General features: G+C 67.3%; 22 protein-coding genes. 3 read left to right on the forward strand and 19 right to left on the reverse strand.

The genetic code is table 11. The features are described 5' to 3' along the window. Nucleotides 1–60: 60 nt before the first annotated feature. From ARTB_RS12330 to ARTB_RS12395, 14 genes are all read right to left on the reverse strand, one after another. Nucleotides 61–1,401: an MFS transporter gene (locus tag ARTB_RS12330; protein ID WP_243180682.1), complete on the reverse strand. Its 1,341-nt coding sequence runs from the start codon at nucleotides 1,399–1,401 to the stop codon at nucleotides 61–63. Between the two features lie 442 nt (nucleotides 1,402–1,843). Beyond that, nucleotides 1,844–2,185: a hydroxyisourate hydrolase gene (gene uraH / locus ARTB_RS12335; protein ID WP_230010411.1), complete on the reverse strand. Its 342-nt coding sequence runs from the start codon at nucleotides 2,183–2,185 to the stop codon at nucleotides 1,844–1,846. Then, nucleotides 2,182–2,679, reverse strand: coding sequence for a 2-oxo-4-hydroxy-4-carboxy-5-ureidoimidazoline decarboxylase (gene uraD, locus ARTB_RS12340; protein ID WP_243180683.1), 498 nt, complete (start codon nucleotides 2,677–2,679; stop codon nucleotides 2,182–2,184). The genes uraH and uraD overlap by 4 nt, the downstream gene beginning before the upstream one ends. A 154-nt stretch (nucleotides 2,680–2,833) precedes the next feature. Then, nucleotides 2,834–3,670 (reverse strand): alpha/beta fold hydrolase, encoded by an 837-nt coding sequence (locus ARTB_RS12345; RefSeq protein WP_243180684.1) that lies wholly within the window; start codon nucleotides 3,668–3,670, stop codon nucleotides 2,834–2,836. An 84-nt stretch (nucleotides 3,671–3,754) separates the two neighbouring features. Continuing rightward, complete coding sequence (locus ARTB_RS12350; RefSeq protein ID WP_243180686.1) at nucleotides 3,755–4,882, reverse strand: phosphotransferase; 1,128 nt, start codon at nucleotides 4,880–4,882, stop codon at nucleotides 3,755–3,757. 5 nt (nucleotides 4,883–4,887) lie between these two features. Then, nucleotides 4,888–6,018, reverse strand: coding sequence for a phosphotransferase (locus tag ARTB_RS12355; RefSeq protein WP_243180687.1), 1,131 nt, complete (start codon nucleotides 6,016–6,018; stop codon nucleotides 4,888–4,890). Further along, nucleotides 6,015–7,364: a phosphotransferase family protein gene (locus ARTB_RS12360; protein WP_243180688.1), complete on the reverse strand. Its 1,350-nt coding sequence runs from the start codon at nucleotides 7,362–7,364 to the stop codon at nucleotides 6,015–6,017. The genes ARTB_RS12355 and ARTB_RS12360 overlap by 4 nt, the downstream gene beginning before the upstream one ends. Next, entirely contained in the window at nucleotides 7,361–9,082 is a 1,722-nt protein-coding gene (locus tag ARTB_RS12365) for an ABC transporter ATP-binding protein (RefSeq protein WP_243180690.1), read from the reverse strand. The genes ARTB_RS12360 and ARTB_RS12365 overlap by 4 nt, the downstream gene beginning before the upstream one ends. A gap of 161 nt (nucleotides 9,083–9,243) precedes the next feature. Beyond that, nucleotides 9,244–10,419, reverse strand: coding sequence for a glycosyltransferase (locus ARTB_RS12370; protein ID WP_243180697.1), 1,176 nt, complete (start codon nucleotides 10,417–10,419; stop codon nucleotides 9,244–9,246). After that, the gene (locus tag ARTB_RS12375; RefSeq protein WP_243180700.1) at nucleotides 10,416–11,636 is read right to left on the reverse strand and encodes a glycosyltransferase; all 1,221 of its coding nucleotides are present in this window, start codon (nucleotides 11,634–11,636) and stop codon (nucleotides 10,416–10,418) included. The genes ARTB_RS12370 and ARTB_RS12375 overlap by 4 nt, the downstream gene beginning before the upstream one ends. Then, entirely contained in the window at nucleotides 11,623–12,855 is a 1,233-nt protein-coding gene (locus ARTB_RS12380) for a glycosyltransferase family protein (RefSeq protein WP_243180701.1), read from the reverse strand. Before ARTB_RS12380 ends, ARTB_RS12375 begins: the two co-directional genes overlap by 14 nt. A 304-nt stretch (nucleotides 12,856–13,159) precedes the next feature. Continuing rightward, entirely contained in the window at nucleotides 13,160–14,701 is a 1,542-nt protein-coding gene (locus ARTB_RS21770) for a sensor histidine kinase (RefSeq protein WP_243180703.1), read from the reverse strand. A 35-nt stretch (nucleotides 14,702–14,736) separates the two neighbouring features. After that, entirely contained in the window at nucleotides 14,737–15,402 is a 666-nt protein-coding gene (locus tag ARTB_RS12390; protein ID WP_028275840.1) for a response regulator transcription factor, read from the reverse strand. A 463-nt stretch (nucleotides 15,403–15,865) separates the two neighbouring features. Then, nucleotides 15,866–16,798, reverse strand: a complete 933-nt coding sequence (locus tag ARTB_RS12395) for a serine hydrolase (protein WP_243180708.1) — start codon at nucleotides 16,796–16,798, stop codon at nucleotides 15,866–15,868. Nucleotides 16,799–16,934: 136 nt separating this feature from the next. Here ARTB_RS12395 and ARTB_RS12400 point away from each other — a divergent pair, with 136 nt between their 5' ends. Continuing rightward, nucleotides 16,935–17,855 (forward strand): 2-hydroxyacid dehydrogenase, encoded by a 921-nt coding sequence (locus ARTB_RS12400; protein ID WP_243180710.1) that lies wholly within the window; start codon nucleotides 16,935–16,937, stop codon nucleotides 17,853–17,855. Nucleotides 17,856–17,890: 35 nt separating this feature from the next. Here the strand turns inward: ARTB_RS12400 and ARTB_RS12405 are convergent, their stop codons facing one another. Both ARTB_RS12405 and ARTB_RS12410 read right to left on the reverse strand, forming a co-directional pair. Beyond that, complete coding sequence (locus ARTB_RS12405) at nucleotides 17,891–18,514, reverse strand: dihydrofolate reductase family protein (RefSeq protein WP_028275838.1); 624 nt, start codon at nucleotides 18,512–18,514, stop codon at nucleotides 17,891–17,893. A gap of 88 nt (nucleotides 18,515–18,602) precedes the next feature. Beyond that, nucleotides 18,603–18,965 (reverse strand): VOC family protein, encoded by a 363-nt coding sequence (locus ARTB_RS12410; RefSeq protein WP_243180711.1) that lies wholly within the window; start codon nucleotides 18,963–18,965, stop codon nucleotides 18,603–18,605. 199 nt (nucleotides 18,966–19,164) lie between these two features. On the opposite strand from ARTB_RS12410, the gene ARTB_RS12415 reads away from it, so the two are divergent. Beyond that, nucleotides 19,165–20,907, forward strand: a complete 1,743-nt coding sequence (locus tag ARTB_RS12415) for an ABC transporter ATP-binding protein (RefSeq protein WP_243180712.1) — start codon at nucleotides 19,165–19,167, stop codon at nucleotides 20,905–20,907. Continuing rightward, on the forward strand, nucleotides 20,904–22,931 hold the full coding sequence (locus ARTB_RS12420) for an ABC transporter ATP-binding protein (protein WP_279294209.1): 2,028 nt from the start codon (nucleotides 20,904–20,906) through the stop codon (nucleotides 22,929–22,931). The genes ARTB_RS12415 and ARTB_RS12420 overlap by 4 nt, the downstream gene beginning before the upstream one ends. 185 nt (nucleotides 22,932–23,116) lie before the next feature. Here the strand turns inward: ARTB_RS12420 and ARTB_RS12425 are convergent, their stop codons facing one another. The 3 genes from ARTB_RS12425 to ARTB_RS12435 are packed head-to-tail and all read right to left on the reverse strand — an operon-like array spanning nucleotide 23,117 to nucleotide 25,005. Continuing rightward, nucleotides 23,117–23,650 (reverse strand): gluconokinase, encoded by a 534-nt coding sequence (locus ARTB_RS12425; RefSeq protein WP_243180714.1) that lies wholly within the window; start codon nucleotides 23,648–23,650, stop codon nucleotides 23,117–23,119. Next, entirely contained in the window at nucleotides 23,650–23,961 is a 312-nt protein-coding gene (locus tag ARTB_RS12430) for a putative quinol monooxygenase (protein ID WP_243180721.1), read from the reverse strand. The genes ARTB_RS12425 and ARTB_RS12430 overlap by 1 nt, the downstream gene beginning before the upstream one ends. 9 nt (nucleotides 23,962–23,970) lie before the next feature. Beyond that, entirely contained in the window at nucleotides 23,971–25,005 is a 1,035-nt protein-coding gene (locus tag ARTB_RS12435) for a LacI family DNA-binding transcriptional regulator (RefSeq protein ID WP_243180722.1), read from the reverse strand. Nucleotides 25,006–25,059: the final 54 nt, after the last annotated feature.

Below are 25,059 nucleotides of genomic sequence, written 5' to 3' on the forward strand. Positions count from 1 at the left end.
TTTCGGGTTCTTTATGGCACTGCGTTCCCGGCTTCGGGAACTGGTGTTTCGTGGCCTAGCTTAGACAGGGAGCCGCTTGTTGTAGTTCAGGGTCAGCACGGATGCGCCCATGATGATCGCGGATCCCACGAAGTACAGCAGCGCCCAGGTGTATGAGCCGGTGGCACCGACGATCAGGCCGACCGCGATCGGGGTGACGAAGCCGGAGATATTGCCGCTGAAGTTCATCGCGCCGCCCAGGACGCCGGCGTTGGTCCGGCCACCCAGGATCGAGGGGATGCTCCAGAAGAGGCCCACCCAGCGAAGGAAGAACATGACGACGGAGAGCAGGACTACCGCCGTCGTCGGGTCGGCAACGACGGTGACACCGACAAGGCCGCCGATCACTACGACGCTGGAGGTGCCCAGTAGGGTGCGCATGACGCGGTTGGCCGAGGCGCCGGATGCCCGCCATTTGTCGGCGATGGTGCCGCCGAGGATTTCGCCGACGAAACCGGCGCCGAAGATCACGAACGTGGACCAGCCGATGGTCTTCAGGTCAAAGCCCTTGGCCTGGGCCAGGTAGAGCGGGCCCCAGGTGAGCAGGCCGTAGAAGACGCCGTTGAAGCCCAGCCAGCCGAAGCACATGGCCCAGAAGGAACGGAACTTCAGGTAGGGGAGCAGGGCGCGCTTGCCCTTGCTGCCGTCGAGCTCGGCTTCGGCGTCCTCGGCGGCGTGGGAGGCCTCGATGTACTCGGCTTCGGCGTCGTTGACTCCGCGATGCTGGCGGGGGTTGTCCCGGACGTACCACCAGACGGCGAGGCCCATGAGGACGGTGGCGGCGCCGGCGATGATGAAGGAGCTCCGCCAGCTGCCCGTCGAGGCGATCAGGCCTGCGATGAGGATGCCGCCGAGCCCGGCGCCCAAAGGGGCTCCGGCGTCAAGGATGGTGGCGCCGCGGCCGCGTTCCGATTTGTGCATCCAGATGGCGTTCAGCTTTCCGCCGGCCGGCATGACGCCGGCCTCGGTGACGCCGATGCCGAGGCGGGCGATGAACATGCTGACAAAGCCTCCGGCCAGGCCGGAGGCCGCCGTTGCGGCACCCCAGCCGACGCAGGACGCGGTCATCACCTTGCGGGGGCCGAACTTGTCGATCAGCCAGCCGACCGGGATCTGCATGAGGGCGTAGGTCCAGAAGAACGCCGAGAGCAGGAGGCCCACGAGCTCCGGGGCCATGTTGAATTCCTTCTGGATGATGGGCAGGGCGACAGAGATGGATCCCCGGTCGATGTAGTTCACGGACACGAGGACCAACAGGAGGAGGAACATTTTCCATCGGACATTCGTGCGCCGTTGCACGCCGTCCTTGGAGCCTGTGGGTTCAGCAGGCTGTATTGCTGTTTCGGTATTTGGAAGAGACACAACTTCTCCTTGATAGAGAGTAAACATGCCGGCAAGTGATGGGGGATTTGTTTGAGGGGCAGGATGCCGGAGTGTGGGGCGTCCTGTGCGCGGGCCCTGTGTCGATCGCAGCGGTTGATAGGGGGCTGATGTCAGCGCTGACATCAGGTTCGGATCAGGTGCAGAATCTGGGAGGGCGGGGCCCGGCAAAGCTTTCTTGTTTTGGGATCCCGTTTTGGGATCCCAAAATTCAGATTAGGAGTGACGTGGGCCACTGTCAAGGGTCATGGGCCGGCTGGGCCGGTTCGCCGCGAAAATGTCGTTTGTGACTGGCCCGGGGTGCATGGCTGCGCGGGACCATGGCTGCGCCGGCCACCAGGCAGGGAGGCCTGCTCCCGGAGCGGTGCCGGGGGCCGGTAGCGGTGTGACGTGGTGCTGGCAGCCGGTCTTGGCTGCTCCGGGCTTAGCTGCCCCGGTAGGTGGAGTAGGCGAAGGGGCTCAGCAGAAGCGGGACGTGGTAGTGGGCCTGCGCTTCGGACACCGCAAAGGTCAGTGTGACTTCGGGGAAGAAGGTCTCGGTCCCGGCGGCCGCGTAATAGGCTCCGGTGTCGAAGCCCAGGCGGTAGGTGCCGGAGCCCAGGCTGTCGGGGCCGAGCGACTTGACGCGGCCGTCATCGTCCGTGGCGCCGGCCGCGATCCTGACCCAGCGTTCGCCGTCGAGCATGTCCAAGGTGACTGCGACGCCTGCGGCGGGCTTGCCGGAACCCGTGTCCAGAACGTGGGTGGTGACGTGGGAAGTGCTCATGCGCCTATCAGTCCTTCGAGTCGGAGTACCGCGATTTCGCGCAGCTGCTGGCCGATGACCACTTGTTCTTCTTCGGGAGTGTGGGCGAGCCGGGCGTTGAGGGCCGCCAGGATCTCCTCGCGGCTCCGGCCGGCCGCGCGGATCAGGAAGACCTGGCCGAATTTCTCTTCATAGCTCCGGTTCCCTGCGGCGATGGCTGCGGCGACGGCCGGATCCGGAGCGCCCAGGCTCGCCTGCTCCGATTGGGAGAGCCGGGCCTCCGCGCTGTTTCCTGCGGCCCGTTCGCCGATGCGGGGATGGTGGGCCAGCGCGGCTTCCACCTCCGCGTCGGTGAACGGTTCCGCCGCGCGGCCGGCGGTTTGGAGGAGGATTTCCGGACTGTCGAAGGGCCTCGAGCCGACGATCTCCTCAATCCATCGCTCGATGTCCAGGCAGGGGCGCAGGGCGGCGGCGGCCTCCGCGCGTCCGGCGGCATTAAAGTCGTCCAACAGCATGTGCCAGATCCTTTGTGTCAATGCTGGCATCCACGGTGTAGGGCTATACGGACAAAATATTCGTATCGTGGAACTGTTATTTCAGCATATGCAAAAGATTGAACCGTACCCGTCTGAGCTGTGTCAACCAGGGGCGGCTCCGCGACAGCCCCGGCTAACTCGCCAGGAACCGCAGCAGAACCTCGTTGACCTCCGCCGCGTGGGTCCACAGCATGCCGTGCGGGGCGCCGTCGATCTCCACATACTCGGCGCTCGGCAGCGCCTTGGCGAACTGGCGGCCCGCGACATCGATCGGCAGGATGTTGTCCGCAGTGCCGTGCACAATGAGGGCCGGGACATCAATTTTGGGGATGTCGGCACGGAAGTCCGTGTACCAGGTCGGCTGCGCTGCCGCCGACGCCGTGGCCCCACCACTGGTGGCGAGGTTCCAGCCGGCGTTCATGACCTCCTGGCTGAGCCGGGGGGTGCCGAGGAGGGTTTCGCTGTTGTAGAAGTTCTTGAAGAATTCCGTGAAGAAAGCGTACCGGTCCGCCGTCACGGCCTCCATCAGCCCGTCGAACACCGACTGCGGGACCCCGCCCGGGTTGTCCTCGGCCTGAAGGAGGTATGGCTCAAGGGAGCTCAGGAACACGGCTTTCGCCACCCGGGCAGAGCCGTAGGTTCCAAGGTAGCGGCCCACCTCGCCGGTGCCCATGGAGAAGCCCACCAGCACGGCGTCGTTCAGGTCGAGGGTGGTCAGGATGGTGTTGAGGTCCGCCGCGAACGTGTCGTAGTCGTAGCCCTCGGTGGGCTTGCTGGACTGTCCGAAGCCGCGCCGGTCGTAGGTGATCACACGGTAGCCGGCACCGAGCAGCGCTGCGCTCTGCTTTTCCCACGACGAGCCGTCCAGTGGGTAGCCATGGATCAGGACCACGGCCTGGCCGGATCCGTGGTCCTCGTAGTAGAGCTCGACGTCTGTGCTGTTTTCGCTTCCAACCTTGATGTAAGCCATGCCAGCGGTCCTCCCGGTTCGGCGCAATGCGCGGTGGTTCGGTGTGGGCGGTTCGGTGTGGGGCGGTTTCGATCTGGTGTGCAGTCAGTACGTGGGCTCCACTTTAGCGGCCGGAACTCCCGCCGCCAGTGCCTGTTCACCATCCGGAATGAGGAAGTCCTCCGCCAGGTCCGCCCATTGGGGCCGGAAGGAATACAGGCAGCCGAGCCTCAGGCGGGTCGCGGCTGCGTAGGCGTCGAAGCGCGCCGGGGTGACATGCAGTTCCTCGGCGGTGGCAATGACGTGGCGGCGGGCGGTTTGGTACCTTTCGGCGGTCAGGCGTTGTTGGTGCAGGCGCAGCTGGAGGTGCACGGCGATGTTGCCGAGGTCGGCGGCGGCCTCGGCGCGGCAGGCTTCGTCGAAGTCCAGCAGACCCAGGGGAGCGCCCGGATCCACGGTGAAGACCTGCTTGTCGTGAAGGTCCCCGTGGGACCACACCAGCGGATCCGGATCGGTCCGGAGCAGCTTTTGGGCGGCCTGCCCTGCGGCCCCGCGGACGGCCGCGCGCTCGGCTTGCGCCGCCGGAATGTCCCCGGCGTGCACCAGCCACAGGTTCACCGTGTGTTGCAGTCTCGCCAGTTCGACGGCGGCCGTCCGGGGCGGGAGCGCCTCGAGGCTCGGGCGGTGCGCCGGAGTCCGGGCCACGGAATGCTGCCGGACCCAGGCCCGGGACCATTTTTGCCAGGCATTTTCAAAGACCACATCGCTGACCGCGGGGTCGATTCCCAGCTCGAACAGGGAACGGCCGGGCAGCGTCACGAGGGTGAGGCAGCCAGGGGCGGAGGAAACAATTTCCGGGGTGAGGAAGTCCCCTGCGCCGAGGAGCTCGTTCATCCGGGCGTGCCTGCCCACTGCTTCATCGGACTGGCGGGCCCGGAAGAGCTTGAGATGGTGCTCCCCGGCTCTGACCACGGCACGCTTGTGGGCCCGGTGCACCACCACCACCCCCAGCGGCGACGCGCGCTTCAGGGCGGGGAGACGCCGGTCGCGGCCGTCCCGCAGGAGCTCCAGCTGGCCCGCCCGGAGGTGGGCTGCCCGGACCCCTGCCCGGCCGGGAACCCCCAACTCCAGGACGTAGTCCTCCGCGGAGTCGTCGGGCCAGGACCGGATGACCTGCCATTCGGTGTTGTCAGCATCCAGGACGGCGGCCGGGACGGGCGGGTGCCAGCCCATGTGGATCAGCTCCGGGATCCGAGGGACCGGCTGGCGGCCAAGGCGGTGGATCCGAAGGACTCACGATGCTTTACCCGGTCCTCGAGAACGCGGGTCGCCAGCAATGAGCCCGAAGGGAACGAAGAACAGGCCAGTCGCATCCAGCGTGCGTCCGAATAGGCATCGAACCGATCCGGGCTGACCTGCAGTTGCTCGGCGACGGCCAGCACCTCCGTGTGGGCCGTGAGGTATCGCGCCGACGTCAGGTTGTTGCGCCGCATGCGCCGCTCCAGATGGAAATCCAGGTAGGCGAGGTCGCGGGCGGCCTCGGCCCGGGCAGCATCGTCGAAGTCCAGCAGCCCGAACGGGGGCCGGCCATCGCCGGCGATGATCTGCCGGTCGTGCAGGTCTCCGTGGGCCCATACCAGCGGGTCCGGTGCCGTGCCGAGCAGGTTCGCCGTGACGTAATCTGCCATGGCGATCAAGGTGCCGCGTTGGGTGGACAGTTCCGGAACATCCTCTGTGTGGCGCAGCCACAGTTTCAACCAACGGGCCACGGCCTGCACTTCCACCTCCGGTGAACGGACCGGCAGGGCGCCCAGAACGGTTTGCCTGCTGACGTCGGACGCCGCGCTCAGCTGGGCGAGCCACGCGCTGGACCAGTGTTCCCATGCGCCGGCAAACTCCTTCTCGCCGATCGTCGCGTAGTCCTCGCCGATTTCGCCCAGCGTCGGTCCGGAGAGGGCGCTCAAAACGAGGGTGTCCGGGGAGCTCTGAAGCACCTCGGGCGCCGTAAAGGCGCCGGCGTCCAGCAGGAGGTCCATCTGAGCGTACCGTTCGGCCGGGACCGCGGCCCTGCCTGGCCGGAAGACCTTGATGTAGCATCCCTCCGCCCGGATGATCGCCCGCGTGTAGGGCCAGTGGGAAATGATTTCCCCGCGCTGTCTTTCCGTCCGAAGGGCTGGCAGCTCGGGATCGTCCTCCGGCAGGATCTCAAAGTGGCCATGGCTCAGATGTGCTCCCCGAACGCCGGGCCGTTCTGCAGTCCCGACCTCCAACAGGTACTCTCCGGGTTCTTTATCGGGCCACGCGTTGTGGACGCGCCACGCCGTGCCGGCGTCGTCGGTGTATTTCCAAAGCGGCGGGTGCCAGATCATGCGATCAGCTCCAGGGCCCGGCGGATATGCCAGCTCGTGTCGGCCGGCCAGTCGCTGGCCCGGTTCCTGAACGGGTCGACGCTGTTCAGGAACAACCGGAAGGCCGCCCAAGTCTCCACCCTGGCCTGCGATACGTACCCGCCAGCCTCGCGGTAACCGTCGATCAGCTGGGCCGTCTTGCGGCCGCCGGCGACGGGCCCGACGCCGGCGGGGTCTGCGATGTCCTCCACCGCGGCAAAGGACCCAAGGTCCCTGGCCGGGTCGGAGGTCCTGACTCGGTCGAAATCGATGATGCGGACGGCCGGGCCGTCCACCAGGACCTGGTCCGCCGAGAAATCGCCATGGACCAACACCGGCTGTTGCCTTCGGGGGCCGGCGGCGCCGACAGCTGCCAGGAGCCGGCCGGTGAGCGCGTCCACCGAAGCCTCGAGCCCGGGGAGCAGACAGGTGATCATGGACCGCGTGGCCATGAGCTGGCGTACAAGGTCCTCCATGTCCGCCATCGGGTCCGCCCCGGGATCCGTGTCCATGCCATGGATCGCCGCCAGGGCTTGGCCGGCCCGGTAGGCGGCCGGATCGTTGCCGCCGCCGCCCAGGTCTCCCTGGCCCCAGCCCGGGGAGGCACTGATGCCGTGCGCGGCGCATTCCGGGTCCGCGAGTTCGGGCAGGACCGGGATGCCGTGGCTCTGAAGCCGCTGCCGCAGGCGGAGTCCCGCGGCAGCCTCGTCAGCTTGGACGGCGGTCTTGACGACGACGGGGACCGTCTCCGTGGGGACCCTGGCAACGAGCCTGCGCTCCGGGTTGTATCTCAGCACGCTGACCGGGGGGTCCAGGAAGCTCCCTGCCGAGGGGAGCGCTCCGAGCCGTCGGAGTCCGTGGTCCCGGAGCCACCGCAGGTTGGGGCGTAGCGGCCAGTCCTCCTGGACGGGACCGGCCGCCACGGCGACGTCGGGGTGGAGATGATCGGGCTGGATAAGCCGGATGCCGCCGCCGCGCTGTTGCGAACTGTCTGCCCGCTGCTGCAGTTTCCCGACGTGCTCCGGTGTTGTTGTCAGTGCCCAGCCGTAGCTGCCGGCACCGCCGGCATAACTGCCGCTGCCGTAACTGCCGCTGCCGGCCCGGCGGAAGGCAACGAGGGCGGAGGTGTGCGGTTTGTAGCGGGTCCTGAAGATCTGGACACTTTCGCCCAGGAGCTCGGAGAGCAGCTCGTCGTCGAGCACCCAGTTCAGGCCAGGGACCCGGACGTCACGGGCCGCCAGGGCACGGTCAGCGTCGCGCCGCTGCGCCTGCAGCCACTGTCCCTGCAGCCATCGTCCCTGCAGCCGCTGTCCCTGCGGGGTGCTCACGTCGGCACCTTGAACAGTTCACCCGGCTCGGGGGTCTGCTGCCGGTGGACCCAGCCGGCAAAGCGGGAATCCGGATCGGCCAGCAATGACTGCGGCGGCCCGTCTTCCAGGATTTGGCCGTCTTCGAGCCAGATCACCCGGTCGCACGATTGGGCCGAGTTGACGTCGTGGGTGATCGTGATGGAGGTCCGGCCCTCGGTGAGTGTGTCCAGGGCGCTGAGGACCGAATCCCGGGATGCCGGATCGAGGCCGGCGGTCGCCTCGTCCAGGATCACGATCGGGGCCTTGCGGAGCATGGCACGGGCGACGGCCAGCCGTTGACGCTGGCCCCCGGAAAGATCGTTGGCCGCCTCGCCAAGGACGGTTTCATAGCCCTGGGGCAGTGCGCGGATGAAACCGTCGGCCTGGGCGAGGGCCGCCACGGCTTCGATCTCCTCATCGGTGGCATCGAGGCGGCCGAACCTGATGTTCTCCCGGACGGAGGTTCCGAACAGCACGGAGTCCTGGAGCAGGATTGAGACATGGGAACGCACGGAAGCGATCTTCAGGGCCCGCAGGTCCTCGCCGCCGAGGCTGACACTTCCCTTCCACGGGTCCACCATCCGGAGGATCATGCTTGCCAGCGTGGACTTCCCGGCCCCGGAAGGCCCCAGCACGGCGCAGTGCTGACCCGCCGGTATGGTCAGAGTGATTCCCTTGAGCACCGCGGTTTCCTCGAAGTGGCCGGCCCAGACGTCCTCGAACACAATGTCCGGGTGCGGGTTCTTGAGGGCGACGGCGTGCGGTGACTCGGGCACGTCACTCTGGGCCTCAAGCAGGTCCGCAACCCGTTCCCCGGAGGCCGTCGCGCGTGCGATACGGCTGGTGTACCTGGCCACGTCCTTGAGTGGCCTCAGCCCGGTTTTCAGGTAAGTCAGGAAAACGACCAGATCTCCGGGTGTCATCGCGTGGTGCATCACCCTCCATCCACCGGCAGCCAGGACCACCGCCGTCGCGATTCCCGTCAGGACGTCGGTCTTCCGTTGCAGGCTGGCGGCCAGCCGCAGCGTGACCACCCCTGAGCCAAGTGCCGACTGGTTGCTCTTGCTGAAGCCCGAGCTGAGGGTGTCTTCGAGTCCGTACGCCTGGACTTCGCGCATTGCGCCCAACGTCTGGGCGGCGGTGGTGGCCAGGGCGCTTTCACCCTTGCGTGACTTGCGGGCCGCCGTAGTAATCGATCCCGAGTTCTTGCGGGACACCAACACGAATATCCCGATGGACACGAACGTCACCAGTGCGATCAAAGGATCGAGCCAGAGCATGATGATCATCATTGCTATCAGCGACACGAAATTGCCGATGAGGGGGAGCCCCGCCGTGACGGCCACATCCTGCAGCCGGGACACGTCTCCGACGAGCCGCTGGACAGTGTCGCCGGTGGAGGCGCGGCTGTGGTGGCGCATCGACAGGCCCTGGAGGTGGCGGAAGGTTCGGGCGCGCAATTCGGAGGAAATCCGGGTACCCACCAGGGCAAACGAAATCGCGGACACGTAGCCGGCCACGGCCCGGATCAGGCAGATGACAACCACCGCACCGGCGCAGAGGAGCAACACCTCCGCGCTCGCCTCCACGCTGAGCGGGGACCTGCGCAGAGTGGCGCCGAGTGAGTGTGAGACGGAGTCGAGGACGATTTTCACCGGCCACGGCTCAAGAAGCCGGAAGAGGATTTCCACGGCCATGGCAATGAATCCCCAAGTGATGAGCAGCCTGTGCCCGCGCAAATGCGGGCGGACGCACCGCAAGGTCCGCCGCAGCGGTGAGAGTTCAGCCGGTGCGCTGGTGCGGGTCCGTCGCCACAAGGTCCGCCAGCTGCGGGGGTGCGAATGTCTGGCAGTGGTGGTCATTGCCTGGCCAGTCTGCGTGCAGGCGGCAGCGCCCCGGTGATCCGGGACAGCACCCCGCTCCAGCTGAACCGCTGCACGGCGTCGTTGCGGGCCTCGAGCCCCAGCCTTTCCCGCAAATTCGGGTCTTGGCCGAGCCGGAGGAGGGCGTCCGCGAGCGCGGCAGGGTCCCCCGGCGGGACGAGGATCCCGGTGCGGCCGTCCTGGATGATGGACGGAATCTGGCCCACGGCGCTCGCGATCACAGGCAACCCGGCCGCCATGTACTCAAAAACCTTCAGTGGCGAGAAGTAATCGTCCTGGCCAGGTCCGTCCGGGGGATAGGGAGCGGCGGCGGCGTCGAATTCTGCCAGGAGGCCGGGCACCGCAGCTGGCGCGACGGCGCCTGAGAATACCGTCGGCACGCCGAGGGATTCGGCGAGGCGTTCGAGGTCCTGCCGGCCGGGGCCGTCACCCACCACATGGAGCTGCCAGCGCAGGCCCGGGTCGGCGGTCTGCTGGTTGGCCAGGGCGACACCGTGCAGCAGGCCGGGGACACCGTGCCAGGGCTTCAAGGTTCCGACGAACCCGACGGTGAGGTGGTCCGGATTCCGTCGGCCGGGGCGGCGGGCCGTGATCCGTTCGACGTTCACTCCGTTCGGCGCCAGCACAGTCCTGGCGGTCGGCACCCGCGCCCGCACCCAGCGGACCACGGGATCCGAGACGCAGGCCACGACGTCGGCCGTCGCGGCGTTGCGGCGGAACACCGTCTCAGCCTTCTTCACATCGAGCAGCTGGCGGTACCGCTGCTGCTCCTCGATCAGCGGAGCATTGACCTCAAGAACGGACGGCACGTCCAGGATGCGGGCCACCACCGACAGTGCCGGGCTAAACAGCGAATACCGCTCGTAGAACAGCCCGCAACCGTTGCGCAGGACCTCGTCCGCCAGGCCCAGCGCGGCGTCCTGGACCGCCCGTTCCCGCGCCGAGGCGGGGACGGATTCCGGCTTGACTTCGACGACGTCGAGATCGGCAAGATCGCTGGGCCGCTCCGTGCCGAGCAGGGTGCAGTAGACGGTGACGACGGCGCCGGTGCCACGCCACGCCCGGACGATTTCCTGGACATGGACGGAGGAGCCCTTGGTGCCGAAGACAGGAACGCCGGGGTCGGCGCAGAGATAGGCCACGCGGGTCATGCGACTCTCCTTTCAGAACGGGAGAGGGACCTCAGGAGCTCGGCCTGGCGGTGGACGTCGTAGTCCTCCTCGATCAGGGCGCGGGCGTTGCGGGACATGGCGAGCCTGTCCGTGGCAGGGGAGCCGAGCGTGCAGATGCCGCGGGCCAGGGCGTGCGGGTTGCCCGGCCGGACCAGGACCCCGGTGGAGCCGTTCCGGACTACTTCGGGGATCCCGGTGACGGACGTGCTGACGCAGGGGACGCCCGTGGCCATGGCCTCGAGCAAGACCGTGGGCATGCCGTCCGCGTTGCCGTCTGCGCCGACCACGCAGGGCGCCACGAAGACATCGGAGGAGTGGAGCAGTTCGTGGACCTGGTCCTGGGTCTGCGGGCCGAGGAGGCGGACATGGCTGCCGAGTCGGAGCTGGCCGATGCCGGTCTCCAGTTCCTCGGCCATGAGCCCGGTACCGGCGATCCGGAGGTCCAGTTTGACCCCCTGGTCCAGCAGTTCGGCGGCCGCGGGCAACAGATACTGGAAGCCTTTTTTCTCCACCAGGCGCCCGACGGCGGCGATCCGGAGGGTGGCTTCGAGCGGCCGGGGTTCCCGGTACGGGAAGCGCTCGAGCTCCAGGCCGTTGCGCACCAGATGGAGCCGGGCGGTCGAGGACGGGAAGCGGCGGCGCAGGTAGCGCATGTTGTACCGGCTGATGGTCACGGCGTGATGGGCCTGCTCGAGCTTGAGCCGCAGGTCCTCGTCCTGGACCGATTCATGGAAGATGTCCACCGCGTGCGCGGTGAACGAGAACGGGATGCCGGTGATGAGGGACGTCAGCCGGGCCACGGTGGTTGATCCCGAGGCGAAGTGGACGTGCATGTGCCGGATGTTGCGGTTCTGCAGCGCGGTGGCCAGGTTGATGGCCTGCACGGCGTCGTCTGCCGAGGCGGCGGCGAGTTCGCCCAAATTCCGGCCGACGGCGGCTGTGAGCCCGGCCGCGTCGGCCATCCGGAGGCTCTCCCACAGGGCCACAGTCTTGATGGGGCGGTCAATGTACGTCACCGGTGCCTGGACCCGGGCGAGCTCGGGGTGGAACCGGGGGTCGTCGGTGGGCCGGAGCGAGAAGATTTCGATCCGGTCCCCGGCGGCCTCGCGGGCCAGGATCTCCGAAACGATGAACGTTTCGGAGAACCGCGGGTACATCTTCAGGACGTACGCCGTCCCCGGTTCAAACGGCGACACGGCTGGCACCTTTCACGCTCACGGCGGCATCGCTTTCGTCCGCGTTGAATTGTTCGGCACTGGCCCGTTCGGCGGTGACCTGATCGGCACTGTCCCGCTCGGTATCGGCCAGCCCGGTGGTGGCCAGCGGCCGCAGCAGCTCGGCGGCCAGCTGCGGAACCCGGATCAGGCCGTCCAGCACGGCACGACGGCGGTCCACGGTGGTGCCGAACCGGGCGGCCAGCCAGGCCGCCAGGATCTCCGGCGTCAGCGTGCCAATCTCGTGTTGCTCCAGGTACCCGGCCGCGGCGAGGGAGGCGGCCCGGATCCGCTGCTCGGCGCGCGACTGCGTGCGGGGCACGATCAGGGCCGGGACAGGCGTGCTCATGATTTCGCACACCGTGTTGTAGCCGCCCATGGCCACGACTGCGCCGGCGTGCCGGATGTGGAACACGATGTCATCGACTGCGGCGACCACTTTGACGCCGGGGCGGGCCCGCTGCCGGAGGTCGTTGAGCTGCTCGGCGGGCATCTGCGGCCCGGCGACCACGAGGTGTCCCAGCCCGTCCGGGATCGGCGTGGCGACGGCGACGCGGGCCAGGGCATAGCCGTCCGAACCGCCGCCGACCGTCGTCATGCAGTACCGCCCGGGCATGCAGCTGGTGCCGGAGGCCGAAGGGCGCCCCTCGGCGAGGTAGCCCGTGTACCGGATGAGCTTTCGGAGGGCGAACGGTATTTCGCCGGCTGCTACGGGATCATGGACCGCGGGATCGCCGTAGACCCAAATGGCGTCGAACAGGTCCTTCACCACGCGGGGACCGCCCACCCTGGCCCATTCGGCGAGGGCCGCGGCGGGCGAGTCAAGGACCTCTCGGAGGCCCAGCACCACGCGCACGGGCCCGGCGGTGCGGGCGTGGCGCAAGGCTGTTTCGAGTTCGCCATGAACGCCCGTGGCGTGCCGGTCCACCACCACGAGGTGGGGGGAGAAACCGGCCAGCGTTGCCTGCAGCAGCCTGGCCCGCAATGGCACGAGCTCCCCCATGGGCAACGTCAGATTCCGCGGCAGGTAGCCCGCGGAACCCTTCGCCACACCGGGAAGGAGTACCCAGTCCCAGCCCTCGGGCAGCCGGAACGCCGGTGCGAGGGCTGTGCCGGTGATGAGGATTCCGGTGACGGGGCGGCCGATCAGGCCGGGAAGCTGATTGTTCAGCGCGTGGGCCAGTGCTAGATTCCGACGCACATGTCCCAGGCCCACTGAATCATGCGAGTACAGCACTATCCGCAATGGCTCCACAACAATCCTCCCCCGCCCCCGGTGCCCCCGGACACGGTCGCGAACGCGACTGTGTACGGGCAGGTGCTGTCTGATGTTATGCACCAGCGTGCGCCCCGAGAGTGAGGATGGGATGAGGGGATGATTAAGGATTCCTCATCCAAGGGCCCGCGTTTGCGGCGCCGCGCTTAGGCACGTACACCGGCAGGTGCGGGCCAGGCCAGACGGCGGGCAAGGTAAGGCGGCGGGCAAGGTAAGACGGCGGGCCAGGTCAGACGCGGACGCCGGAGGACTGCAGGGGGATCCGGATCAGGAAAGTGGCCCCGTGGCCGAATTCGGATTCCACCGTGGCCACGCCCCCATGCGCCTGGGCGATGGCCGCGACAATGGCAAGGCCCAGTCCCGAGCCCTCCACGCCGCGGCCCGTGTGCGCCCGGCCGAACCGTTCGAAGATCCGCCTCTGGTCCTCGGTGGCGATGCCGATCCCGTCATCGCGCACCCACAGCACGAGGGTGTCCTGCGGGGGCAGCGAGGTGCCGTCGTTCGCCGTCGGGCGCTCAATCCGGGAGCCGAGCGCGATGGTGGAGGACGGACCGGTGTACTTGACGGCGTTCGCGGCGAGCTGGACCAGTGCCTGGGTGAGGCGCTGCGGATCCGCCTCCACCACGTAGTCGGCTCTTTCATCGATCTGCCAGTGCCGGTCGGCCAGGACGTGCACTTTCTCCATGACCTGATCCAGGAGTTCCGGGACCCGGACGGGTTCACGCTGGATGAAGCCGATCTCGCCGGAGTTGGCGAGCAGCAGGAGGTCGTCCACCAGGCGCTGCATCCGGTCCACCTCGTCCAGCAGCACGTCCCTGGTGGCAATGACATCGTCCGGATCATCGACCGTCACGAGCTCGAGGTGCCCGCGGAGGATGGTCAGCGGGGTCCGCAGTTCATGGCCGGCGTCGTCCAGGAACTGCTGCTGTTGCTGGGCGCCCTCATCGAGTCTTTCCAGCATGGTGTTGAAGGTCTTGGCAAGCAGGGTGACGTCGTCCTCGCCCTTGCGCACCTGGACCCGCTGCGTGAGGTCCTCCGGACCCACCGCCCGGGAAGTCTCGCGCATGCGGCGGAGCGGATCGAGCAGCCGGCCGGCAACCACGCTGCCAATCACCGCGGCAGCCAGGAGCATGCCGAGGGCCACCAGCGAATACGTCCGGACCGAGCTGGCGTTGTGCTCGCGCTGGTCGCCCGCGTCCCGGCCGACCAGGAAGAATGTCCCGGGGGCGCCTTTCATGGGCACCACCACTGTTCTGAGCGGACGGCCGTCCGAGTTCAGCTCGCCGAAGGACGCGCCGGCCTGGTTACTGAGCTGGGCGGCATCGGCCAACATGCTGTTGTTCAGGAGGTTGCTGTCCCCGTTGCCCTCAACGGTCCATGCCACATGCCCATCCACTATCCCTGCCATGACCTCGTTGCTGCGCGGCTCGATATCCTCCGCGGCCTCGTGAAGTGCGCTGATGTACTTCCTGTTGGCGTAGTCTCCGGACGTTTTTTTGTTGGTCTGGACGAGCTTGACCACGGCGTTGGCCTTGTCCAGAACCGCCTGGTCTGTCCTGGCGTCAGCCTCCTGGAACTGCACCACGAACGTGACCATCCCGGCCGTGACCACTCCGGCGAGCATCATGCCCAGCATGGCGGCCACCACCCGGAAACGCACCGAGTGGAACTTTGCGCCCCAGCCGGACGGGTCCTGGGTTTCCGCCTCAGGGAAGGCAACCGCCGGCGCGGCCTGGCCGACTTCACTGGGATGTTCATCCGAGGTGGCCACTCTGTTCCCTTCCTGCGCGGATCAGCTTGCTGTGCCTAGCTGAGGCGGTACCCGGCGCCGCGGGTGGTGAGGATTCGGTCCGCGCCGAGTTTCATCCGCAACTGACGCACGTAAACATCCACCACGTTGGACGTGCCGTCGAAGTCGTAGCCCCAGACATGGCTGAGCAGTTGCTGCCGGCTCAGAACCTGCCCGGGGTGGAGCAGGAACATTTCCACCAACGCGAATTCGCGGGCGGAGAGTTCCACCATTCTGCCGTCGACGCTGACCGAGTGGGTGAGCAGGTTCAGTTCCAGGGGCCCGTAGCGCATGACGCTTCCCGCCAGCACGTCGCCGGTGTCCGACTTGCGGATCCGGGCCTTGATGCGGGCCACGAGTTCCTCGAAGTGGAAAGGCTTGACGATGTAGTCGTCGGCGCCGCCCTCCAGCGCTGCGACGGTGTCGCTGGATGATCCGCGGGCCGTGAGGAAGATGACCGGGATGCCCACCTGGCCGCGGCGCAGTGCCGCGAGGACGGCGTACCCGTCCAGGCGGGGGAGCCCGATGTCCAAAAGCAGGAGATCGAATTCGCCGCTGGAGGCGTAGTCCACGGCCGTGACGCCGTCGGCGACCACTGTGGGCACGTAGCCAGCCGCGCGCAGGCCCTTTTCGATGAAGCGGGAGATGCGTTCTTCGTCTTCTGCAATAAGGATGCGGGTCAAGGTGACTCCCTGGAAAAGCCCGGATCCGGAAGGCCCCCCTAGCCGCGCATCTGCACGGTCCTCTTCGCGGGATCCTAGGCCTGCTCCAATACTGCGGCGTCTCCTACATGTGACTGGGAGGAATTCCGGGGCCCCAGCAGCCTCGATCAGCCCGGAGTGCGGGCCGGACCCGTGCCCCGCTGTGTGGGGCCGGCGGTTGAGCTGGTGCGGACCCGTCAGGGCGGCGCGGCAGGACGTGCTGGACCGCGCGCTGGACAAGAGGCCCCTGCGTCGGGGCGACTGAACGTTCTTGATTCAGAAGGAATGGACATCTGGTGCTCCTCCAGAGGACGGCCCCACGGCGTGGGGTTCCATCGGGCAGCTGCGGCTGAGACTATTCCCGCTTCTTTCATCCTGCCCCCGTAATGGAGCCTGCGCCACCTTTGATCGGTTGATTTTCAGGCTATTAACAGGGACCTCACCATCACCGCCCAAAAAGCGCGCCGGTGAGCTGGCGGGTCAGGTCGTGGATGAGGTCCAGGCGGTCCGCACTGTCGGCGTCGTCCGGGCCCCACGTATAGATGACCACCGCGTAGGAGCGGTCCCCGGCGCTGAGCAGGGCGGCGTCGTGGACGTAGCCCTGCACCACGCCGTACTTGTGGTGGACCGTGATGCCGGGCGCAACGGCGGCCGGGACGAGGTCCTCGTCATTGGTGTGCTGCATGTAGCCGAGCAGCTCCGCGGTGTGATCGGCGTTGAGCAGCTTGCCCGTGGTGAGCTGCGCCAGGAGCCGCGCCATGTCCGGCGGGGCCACCAGGTTTTGCTCGGGATCGTAGGTGATGCCGAGGGTGGCGGCGTAGGCGGTGAGGTTGGGGTAGCCGATGTCCCGCATCAGCAGGAGCCATGAGTCGTCGCTGCTGGTATTGATCATGGCTTTGAGCTGGAACGCGGCATTAAACGCACCCAGGGGAGCATCGAGTGACTTATCGCCGGTTTCCACGAGGTGGTAGTAGGCGGCGGCCGTCAGGACCTTCGCGGTGCTCGCTGCGGTGTACGGTGCCACGTCGCCGTAGCTCTGCAGCTGGCCGTCGCGGGTGTCCAGCACGGCGACGCCGATCCGGTGATCGGGGTGCGCGCCGATGATCCGCTGCATCTCGGCGGGAAGGTCGACGGCGGCGGCGGGGGCTGCCGGTGCGGTCTCCGCCGGGCCCGGCTCCTGCTGCTGGGCGACGGTCAGGACGTCACCGGTCAGGAAGTCGCGGGTCAGGAAGTCACGGGTGTGGGAATCACTGCCGGGTGCGGTGCGGATCGCGCCGAGGACCACGACGGCGGCCAGCACCAGCACGGCGGCGGCCCAGACGAGCACCACGTTCCTGCGGTGGGTGGGAGCGGCCGGCCGGGGGCCCGGATTCGTCATGTGCGTGGGCCTTTCCGGACTCGACTGGGTGGTGCCTCCGACGTTAGGCCGGGCCGGGGGTGAAGTCCACGGAGCGCGCGGGGCGCGGCCCAAGTGGGACAAAAATCCCAGATGCGGTTCCACTACGCTGGCATTCATGACCCGGAAAATTACTGTCAGCCTGCCGGACGCCGCGTTGCGTGAGTACCTTCAGCCGCACCCGGACGTCACTGTCCTGGAGTGGGACCTCGCCGGTGAGCCGCCCCTGCCGCGGATCGACATCGTGGTCCCGCCGTACATGGGCGGGCCGGCGGTCCTGCGGAGCCTGGCAGCGGTGGACACGGCCCTGGTGCAGAGCCAATCGATCGGGTACGACGGCGTGGCGGAGTTCCTGCCGGCCGGGCGGGTCTTCGCCAACGCGTCCGGCGTGCACGAGACCTCCACCGCGGAGCTGGCGCTCGCCCTGATCCTCGCCAGCCAGCGCGAGCTGCCCCGCCTGATCCAGAACCAGCAGGACGGCCGGTGGGATGCCCGGCCCACGGCCAGCCTGGCCGACCGCCGTGTCCTGATTGTTGGCTACGGCGGGGTGGGCAAGGCGATCGAGGACCGGCTGCTTCCATTCGAGACCACCGTGACCCGGGTGGCCAGCACCGAACGGACGGATGACCGCGGCCGGATCCACGGCATCGCGGAGCTGCACACGCTCCTGCCGGAGCACGACATCGTGGTGGTGGGGGTTCCGCTCAGCGACTCCACCCGGCACCTGATTGATGACGCCTTCCTCGCGGCCATGCCGGACGGCGCCCTGGTGGTGAACGTGGCCCGCGGCCCGGTGGCGGACACGGAGGCACTGGTCCGGCACACCGCCTCCGGCCGGATCCGCGCCGCGCTGGACGTCACTGATCCCGAACCCCTGCCGCAGGACCACCCGCTCTGGCGGACCCCGGGCGTCATCATCAGCCCGCACGTGGGCGGCGCGAGCTCGGCGATGCGCCCGCGGATGGGCCGGCTGCTGCAGCGGCAGATCGAGATCATGCTGGCGGGCGAGCCGCCGGTGAATGTGGTGTTGAACGGCTAGTTGGGCGGCACGGGCCCCGGCCCGGGCGTGTCGCTTTAGCCCTCCTGGGTCACGGCCGACATATCGCCGACGCCAGGTGTGCCGTCGGCGAGCGCGTAGCGCTGCTGCACCGCGCCCTTCTGTGAGGCGACGACCGGCTCGATGAGCCTGAGGTTCGTCGGAACTACCCCGTCCGCGAAGACCTTCTTTCCACCGCCGAGGAGGATCGGATATACCCAGAGCGTAAGTCGGTCGAAGAGCCGCTCGGCAAACAGGGTCTGCACGAAGTCGAGGCTGCCGATCACGTGGATGTGCTCGTGCCGGTCGCGCAGTTCGCGTACGGCGGCGACGGTATCAGGACCGAGGAGCGTGGAGTCGGCCCATTCGAGGGCCGGCGACTGGCGCGAGGCCACATATTTCGGGATGCGGTTGAACAGCCGTGCGATGTCACCGTTGGCGTGCGGCCAGTAGGCGGCGAAAATGTCGTAGGTCCGGCGTCCGAGCAGAAGCGCGTCCATCCCTTCCATCCCGGAGACGACCTGCCCGCCGACGACCTCGTCGATGAGGGGTGCCTGCCAGCCGCCAAACGCGAAGCCGTCGGCAGGGTCCTCGTCGGGCCCGCCGGGCGCCTGCGCAACGCCGTCGAGAGTGGTGAACAGGTCGATATGGATGAGTCCCATGCCGTGCTCCTTCTCCGTCGCCCGTCGTCGCCGCGGCGACGGGATCACTTCGAGGCTGGCACACCGTTCCCCTGCGAAGCAACAGGTTTCAACGGCTCCCGGCGGTGTCCACCACGCAGAACCTGTTGCCCTCCGGATCGGCAAGGATCACGTAGTCGGCGTCCGAGGGCCGCTTGCTCCATTCGACCCGGGTGGCGCCCAGGGCCAGGAGGCGCTGCACCTCGGCATCCTGGGTGTCCGTGTAGAGGTCCAGGTGCAGGCGCGGGGGAATCTGGACGGCCGCGGGGACCCGGTCCAGGGAGACGCAGGTGCCCACGCCGCCCGGCGGCTGCAGGATCACGAAGTCCCCGTCGGGCTCGTACCGGGGCTCGTAGCCCAGGGTTGCCTGCCAGAAACTCATCTGGCGTTCGAGGTTGTCCACCCGGATGACGATTGAGCCGATGCGCAGCATCCGCCTCAAGCTACACCCGGGCCGCAGGCCCGGCAAGCAGTCCAGCCCGGCAAGCAGTCCAGCCCGGCAAGCAAACCGCGCATTTGAACATCGCCGCAGGCCCGCCCCCGATTCGCCCTGAGAGGAACCCAGCTATCTCCCGGCGGCCGGACGTAGACTGACCCACATCAGTGCCTGTGACGCGTGAAGTGGAGACCGGATGCTCTGGAAACTGCTCGTCGAATACCTGAGGCCGCAGCGGCGGCTGTTGCTCGCCGTCGTCGTCTTCCAGCTGGCGGCGTCCATTGCCTCGCTGTACCTGCCCACCTTGAACGCGGACATCATCGATCAGGGCGTGGCGACGGGGGACACGGACTACATCCTGCGCGTCGGCGGCCTGATGCTGGCGGTCACGCTGCTGCAGGTCATCTGCACCGTCGTGGCCGTGTACTTCGGGGCGAAGGCCGCGATGGCGCTGGGCCGGGACGTCCGGGGTGCTATCTTCAGCCGGGTCGCCGCGTTCTCCGAGCAGGAAGTCACCCGGTTCGGCCCGCCCAGCCTCATCACCCGCTCCACCAACGACGTCCAGCAGGTCCAGCAGCTGGTTCTGATGTCCGCCACGCTCATGGTTACGGCGCCCATGCTCTGCATCGGCGGGGTGATCATGGCCATCCGGCAGGACCTGCAGCTGTCCTGGCTGATCGCCGTCAGCGTCCCCGTGCTGCTGGCCGCGGTGGGTTCGATCATTTTGCGGATGGTGCCGCTGTTCCGGGTGATGCAGGCCCGGATCGACACCGTCAACCGGGTGCTGCGCGAACAGCTCACCGGCATCCGCGTGGTGCGGGCCTTCGTCCGGGAGAACGTGGAGACGGCCCGCTTTGCCCGCGCCAACGAGGACGTCACGGACACTGCGCTGCGCGCCGGCAGGCTCATGGCTCTCGCATTCCCCACCGTGATGCTGGTCCTCAACGTCTCCAGCACGGCCGTGATCTGGTTCGGCGCGTTCCGGATCGAGGACGGCTCCATGCAGGTGGGCACCATGATCGCGTTCCTGAGCTACCTGATGCAGATCCTGATGTCCGTAATGATGGCCACGTTCATGGCGATCATGATCCCGCGCGCCGCCGTCTCGGGGGACCGGATCGGCGAGGTCCTCGGGACCGAATCCAGCGTCCGGCCGCCGCTGCGCCCGGTGTCGCGCGCGGCCGGGCGGGCAGCCCGTGGCGAGCTGGAGATGCGCGACGTCGGGTTCGCCTACCCGGGTGCCGAGCAGCCGGTGCTGTCGGACGTGAACTTCACCGCCCGCGCGGGGCAGACGACGGCGATCATCGGCAGCACCGGTTCCGGCAAGACCACCCTGGTGAACCTGATGCCGCGGCTCTTCGACGCGACCTCCGGTTCAGTCCGGATTGACGGCGTGGACGTCCGTGAGCTGCACCCGGACCTGCTGTGGGGGCACATCGGCCTGGTCCCGCAAAAGCCCTACCTGTTCTCCGGCACGGTGCGCAGCAACCTGCTCTACGGCAAGCCGGACGCCACCGAGGACGAGCTCTGGCGGGCCCTGAGGATTGCCCAGGCGCAGGATTTTGTGGAGGATCTGGAGGGCGGGCTGGATGCACCGATCTCGCAGGGCGGCACCAACGTCTCCGGCGGCCAGCGGCAGCGGCTCGCGATCGCCCGGGCGCTGGTGAAACAGCCCGAGCTGTACATCTTTGACGACTCCTTCTCCTCGCTGGACACCGCCACGGACGCCCGGCTGCGGCAGGCACTCAAGCAGCACACCGCCGGCGCCACCATGGTGATCATCGCCCAGCGGGTCTCCAGCATTGTGGACGCGGACCAAATCCTGGTGCTCGAACGCGGCAGGATCGTCGCGCAGGGCACGCACGAGGAGCTGCTGGAGGCGTCGGAGACGTACCAGGAGATTGTGAACTCCCAGCTCGCAGCGGAGGAGGCAGCATGAGCCGCACCGACAAGGCGCCGACGCCGGCCCCCGCCGCCGCTCCTGCCGCCGGGGCCCCCGGGGCCCCCGCGGCTCCCGCGGCGAAAACCCCCATGCGGATTCCCCGTCCGGCGGGCGGTCCGTTTGCCGGGATGAACATCCCGGCCGAGAAGGCCATGAACTTCGGACCGTCTGCCCGGCGGCTGCTGGGGGAGCTGCGGCCCGAATGGCTGTGGCTGACGCTGGTCCTGGTGCTCGCCGTCGTCGGGGTGACGTTCTCGGTGATCGGACCCCGGCTGCTGGGCGAGGGCACCAACCTGATCTTCGCCGGCGTCGTGTCCAAGCAGCTGCCGCCCGGGGAGACCCAGGACCAGGTGATCGCCCAAATGCGCGCCGCCGGGCAGACCCAGCAGGCGGACATGCTCAGCGCCATGACGCTGACCCCCGGCGCCGGGATCGACTTCACCGCGCTGGCCACCGTGCTGCTGTGGGCGCTGGTGCTGTACGTGCTGGCGTCGGTGTTCGGCTGGATGCAGGCGTACATCCTCAACGGCGTCGTGCAGCGCACGGTCTTCCGGCTACGGGAACGGATAGAGGCGAAGATCAACCTGCTGCCGCTGCGCTACTTCGATTCCGTGCAGCGCGGCGAGCTGCTCAGCCGGGTGACCAACGACGTCGACAACATCTCCCAGAGCCTGCAGCAGTCCATCAGCCAGGCCGTGACCTCGGTGCTGACCGTGGCCGGGGTTCTGGTGATGATGGTCCTGCTCTCGCCCACGCTGGCGCTGATTGCGCTGGTGACCATTCCGCTGACGCTGGTGACGACGGCGGTGATCGCCAAGCGCTCCCAGAAGCTGTTCGTGGCGCAGTGGAGGCATACCGGGGAGCTGAACGGGCAGATTGAGGAGACCTACACGGGGCACGCCCTGGTGAAGGTGTTCGGCCGGCAGCGCGAGGTGGAGGAGCGGTTCCGGCAGAAGAACGCGGAGCTGTACCAGGCGAGCTTCGGCGCGCAGTTCATTTCCGGCCTGATCATGCCGGCCATGACGTTCATCGGGAACCTGGTCTACGTGGGGATCGCCGTGGTGGGCGGCCTGCAGGTGGCCTCCGGGGCGATGCAGCTGGGCGATGTGCAGGCGTTCATCCAGTACTCACGGCAGTTCACCCAGCCGCTGGCCCAGTTGGGGTCCATGGCGAACCTGCTGCAGTCCGGCGTGGCCTCGGCCGAGCGGGTGTTCGAGCTGCTGGACACGGACGAGCAGTCGCCCGATCCTTCGCCGTCCGAGGCGCCTACTGGTGGCCGGGGGCGGCTGGTGTTCGAGGACGTGTCCTTCTCCTATTCGCCGGACAAGCCGCTGATTTCCTCCCTCAGCCTGGTGGCGGAGCCGGGGCAGACGGTGGCCATTGTGGGCCCGACGGGTGCGGGCAAGACCACCCTGGTGAACCTGATGATGCGCTTCTACGAGCTCGACGCCGGCCGGATCACGCTGGACGGCGTGGACGTCACCGCGATGACCCGGGATGAGCTGCGCTCGCGGATGGGCATGGTGCTGCAGGACACCTGGCTGTTCGGCGGGACCATCCTGGACAACATCGCCTACGGCCGGCCCGGCGCTTCGGAGGACGAAATCCTGGAGGCCGCGAAGGCGACGTACGTGGACCGGTTCGTCCGGTCCCTACCTGAGGGCTACGACACCGTGCTCGACGACGAGGGTTCCAACGTCTCGGCCGGCGAGAAGCAGCTGCTGACGATCGCCCGGGCGTTCCTGGCTCGGCCGTCGGTGCTGATCCTGGACGAGGCCACCTCTTCCGTGGATACGCGGACCGAGGTGCTGGTGCAGAAGGCGATGAGTGCTTTGAGGAGCGACCGGACTTCGTTTGTCATTGCCCACCGGCTGTCCACCATCCGCGACGCCGACCTCATCCTGGTGATGGAGGCGGGGCAGATCGTGGAGCAGGGCACGCATGCTTCGTTGCTGGAGGCGGGCGGGGCGTATGCCGCGCTGTACGCGGCGCAGTTCGCGGCGCCTGTGGCGGAGGTCTAGAGAAAACAACAATTCGTCTGTCGGTCTCGAGACGGAGACGCTCAGCGTTTTTGCGCGCAATCAACTTTACGTAATATCCGCTATCGGCGGTGGCCCGCGGGACCTCAGGAGACAGTTAGGTGGCCCGACCAGGTCATCGTCTTGACAATCTGGGGATAGTCGGGCGGGACTCAGCGAGTCTTCATTTAGTCCGCAGGTGAGACCTCCTTTGCGGAAGCCGCGGCGGTTGTTGGAAGTTGAGCGAGGATCCGGTTGGCCATTGCCTCGATGCCGTCGTGGGTGGGTACGGTAAGTCCGGCTTCGTCTGCTTGTAGGGGTTCCAGTGTTTCCAGCTGGGATTGGAGGAGGGAAGGCGGCATGAAGTGTCCGGGGCGTTGGGCCACTCGGTTCTGCAGGACGGGCAGCTCGACGCTGAGTTGAATGAACACGGTTCCGGGTGCTTTGGCCCTGATGGCGTCTCGGTAGGCTCGTTTTAGTGCCGAACACGCCACGATGATCCCCTCCGGGTGGATGGACGCCAGTTCGGCGCCTACAAGTCCAAGCCAAGGCCATCGGTCCTGGTCATCCAGGGGGTTGCCGGCGGCCATTTTCTGCACATTTTCCTGCGGGTGCAGGGAGTCGGAATCGACGAAAGTGGCGCCCGTGCGTTGGGCCAGCGCTGCCCCGACGGTGGATTTTCCTGCTCCTGACACGCCCATCACGACAAGGACGGGTTTCATTACAGCGTCCCTTGGTGCTCGGTCCCCGCGGGAATCGGTGAGAGCCGGGTAACTTCGACAGGTTCCTGAAGGAGGCCGTCGAGCGAGGCATTGAGGCGTTTGACGGCCTCTCCCTCACCGTGGGCGTCGAGCAGTTCTGCGGTTTCCCACTTTTCAATCATGACGATCTGGCCGTTAGGCGCTTCGTGGATGGAGTACAGCAGGCATCCAGGTTCCTGGTGCACTTCGGCGATTGCGGGGGAAAGGGCGGCAGCTACCGCGCTCAAGGCCCCTTCTTTGGGTGTGAAAACGGCGGTAACAATGACGGTCATGGGATTTCCTTAGCTGATGGGGGAGAGAGTGAGGGGTGAGCAGCTGCTGCGTGGGACGAAGTCGGCCTTAACTTCAATCGTTCGGGGGGCTGGAGGGAGCCGGCCCTGCATCCTTCCCAGGACCAGCTCCAGGGAGTGCACCGCGAGCATGTCGATCGGCTGACGGATTACGCTCAATGGCGGGCTGGTCAGTTCCGTCCAGGGATTGTCGTCAAAGACTATGACCGAGAGCTCGTCGGGTATCCGCACGCCGATCTGGACGAGGCGTCGAACGGAGCTCTGAACCTGGGCGGTGTTGGCCACAATGAGCCCGGTCGGACGGTCTGGCAGAGCGAGAAGAGACCCGGCTGCATCGCCCCCGCCGTCTCCCCGAAACGGTACATCCCGGATCAGCTGGGGGTCGACACTTATCGAAAAGTTGTTGTGCGCGCTCTTGTAGCCCTCGATCCTGGACCGACCCGTCGAGGTGCTGACGGGCCCAGAGATCAGGCCAATACGCGTGTGTCCGAGACCGAGCATGTGTTCGGTGGCGCGTCGGGCCGAATCTACGTTTTCGATGCTCACTAGGTCGACGTCCGCGAGTTCCGGAATGCTGCGGTCGACGAAGACTACATTCACACCCAGAGACTGGAGGCGCGCCCACTTTTCAATGTTTGATCCGGTGGGCGTGGCAATGACGCCTCCCACGGAACGGTCGAGGAGTGTATCCAGGCTGTCGGCTTCGAGGTGGGGGTCTTCCTGGGTGGTCATCACCATCACTTGCACTCCGTGGCTACGGGCCTCCCAGACGACGCGGTCGGCTAGCTGCGCAAAAAAGGGGTTTGCCAGGTCTGCTACCACCAGGCCAATAGTGGGGGTATGGCCGATGCTGAGTTCACGGGCGGCGGCCCGGGGCCGGTACCCGAGTTCATCGATGACCCTCAACACGGTTTCGCGCTTGGCCGGCGCGACGGGGCCCGAGTCAGGGTTCAGGACCCGGGACACGACAGAGACTGAAACGCCGGCCGCGGACGCGACATCGCGAATAGTTGATGCCTTCTTCACTTCTCCTCCTCGTTGAGGGTCCTGTCTCGGCAGCTGATCACCACGAGCTGTTCG

The organism is Arthrobacter humicola (assembly GCF_022803015.1).
Classification (GTDB): domain Bacteria; phylum Actinomycetota; class Actinomycetes; order Actinomycetales; family Micrococcaceae; genus Arthrobacter; species Arthrobacter humicola_A.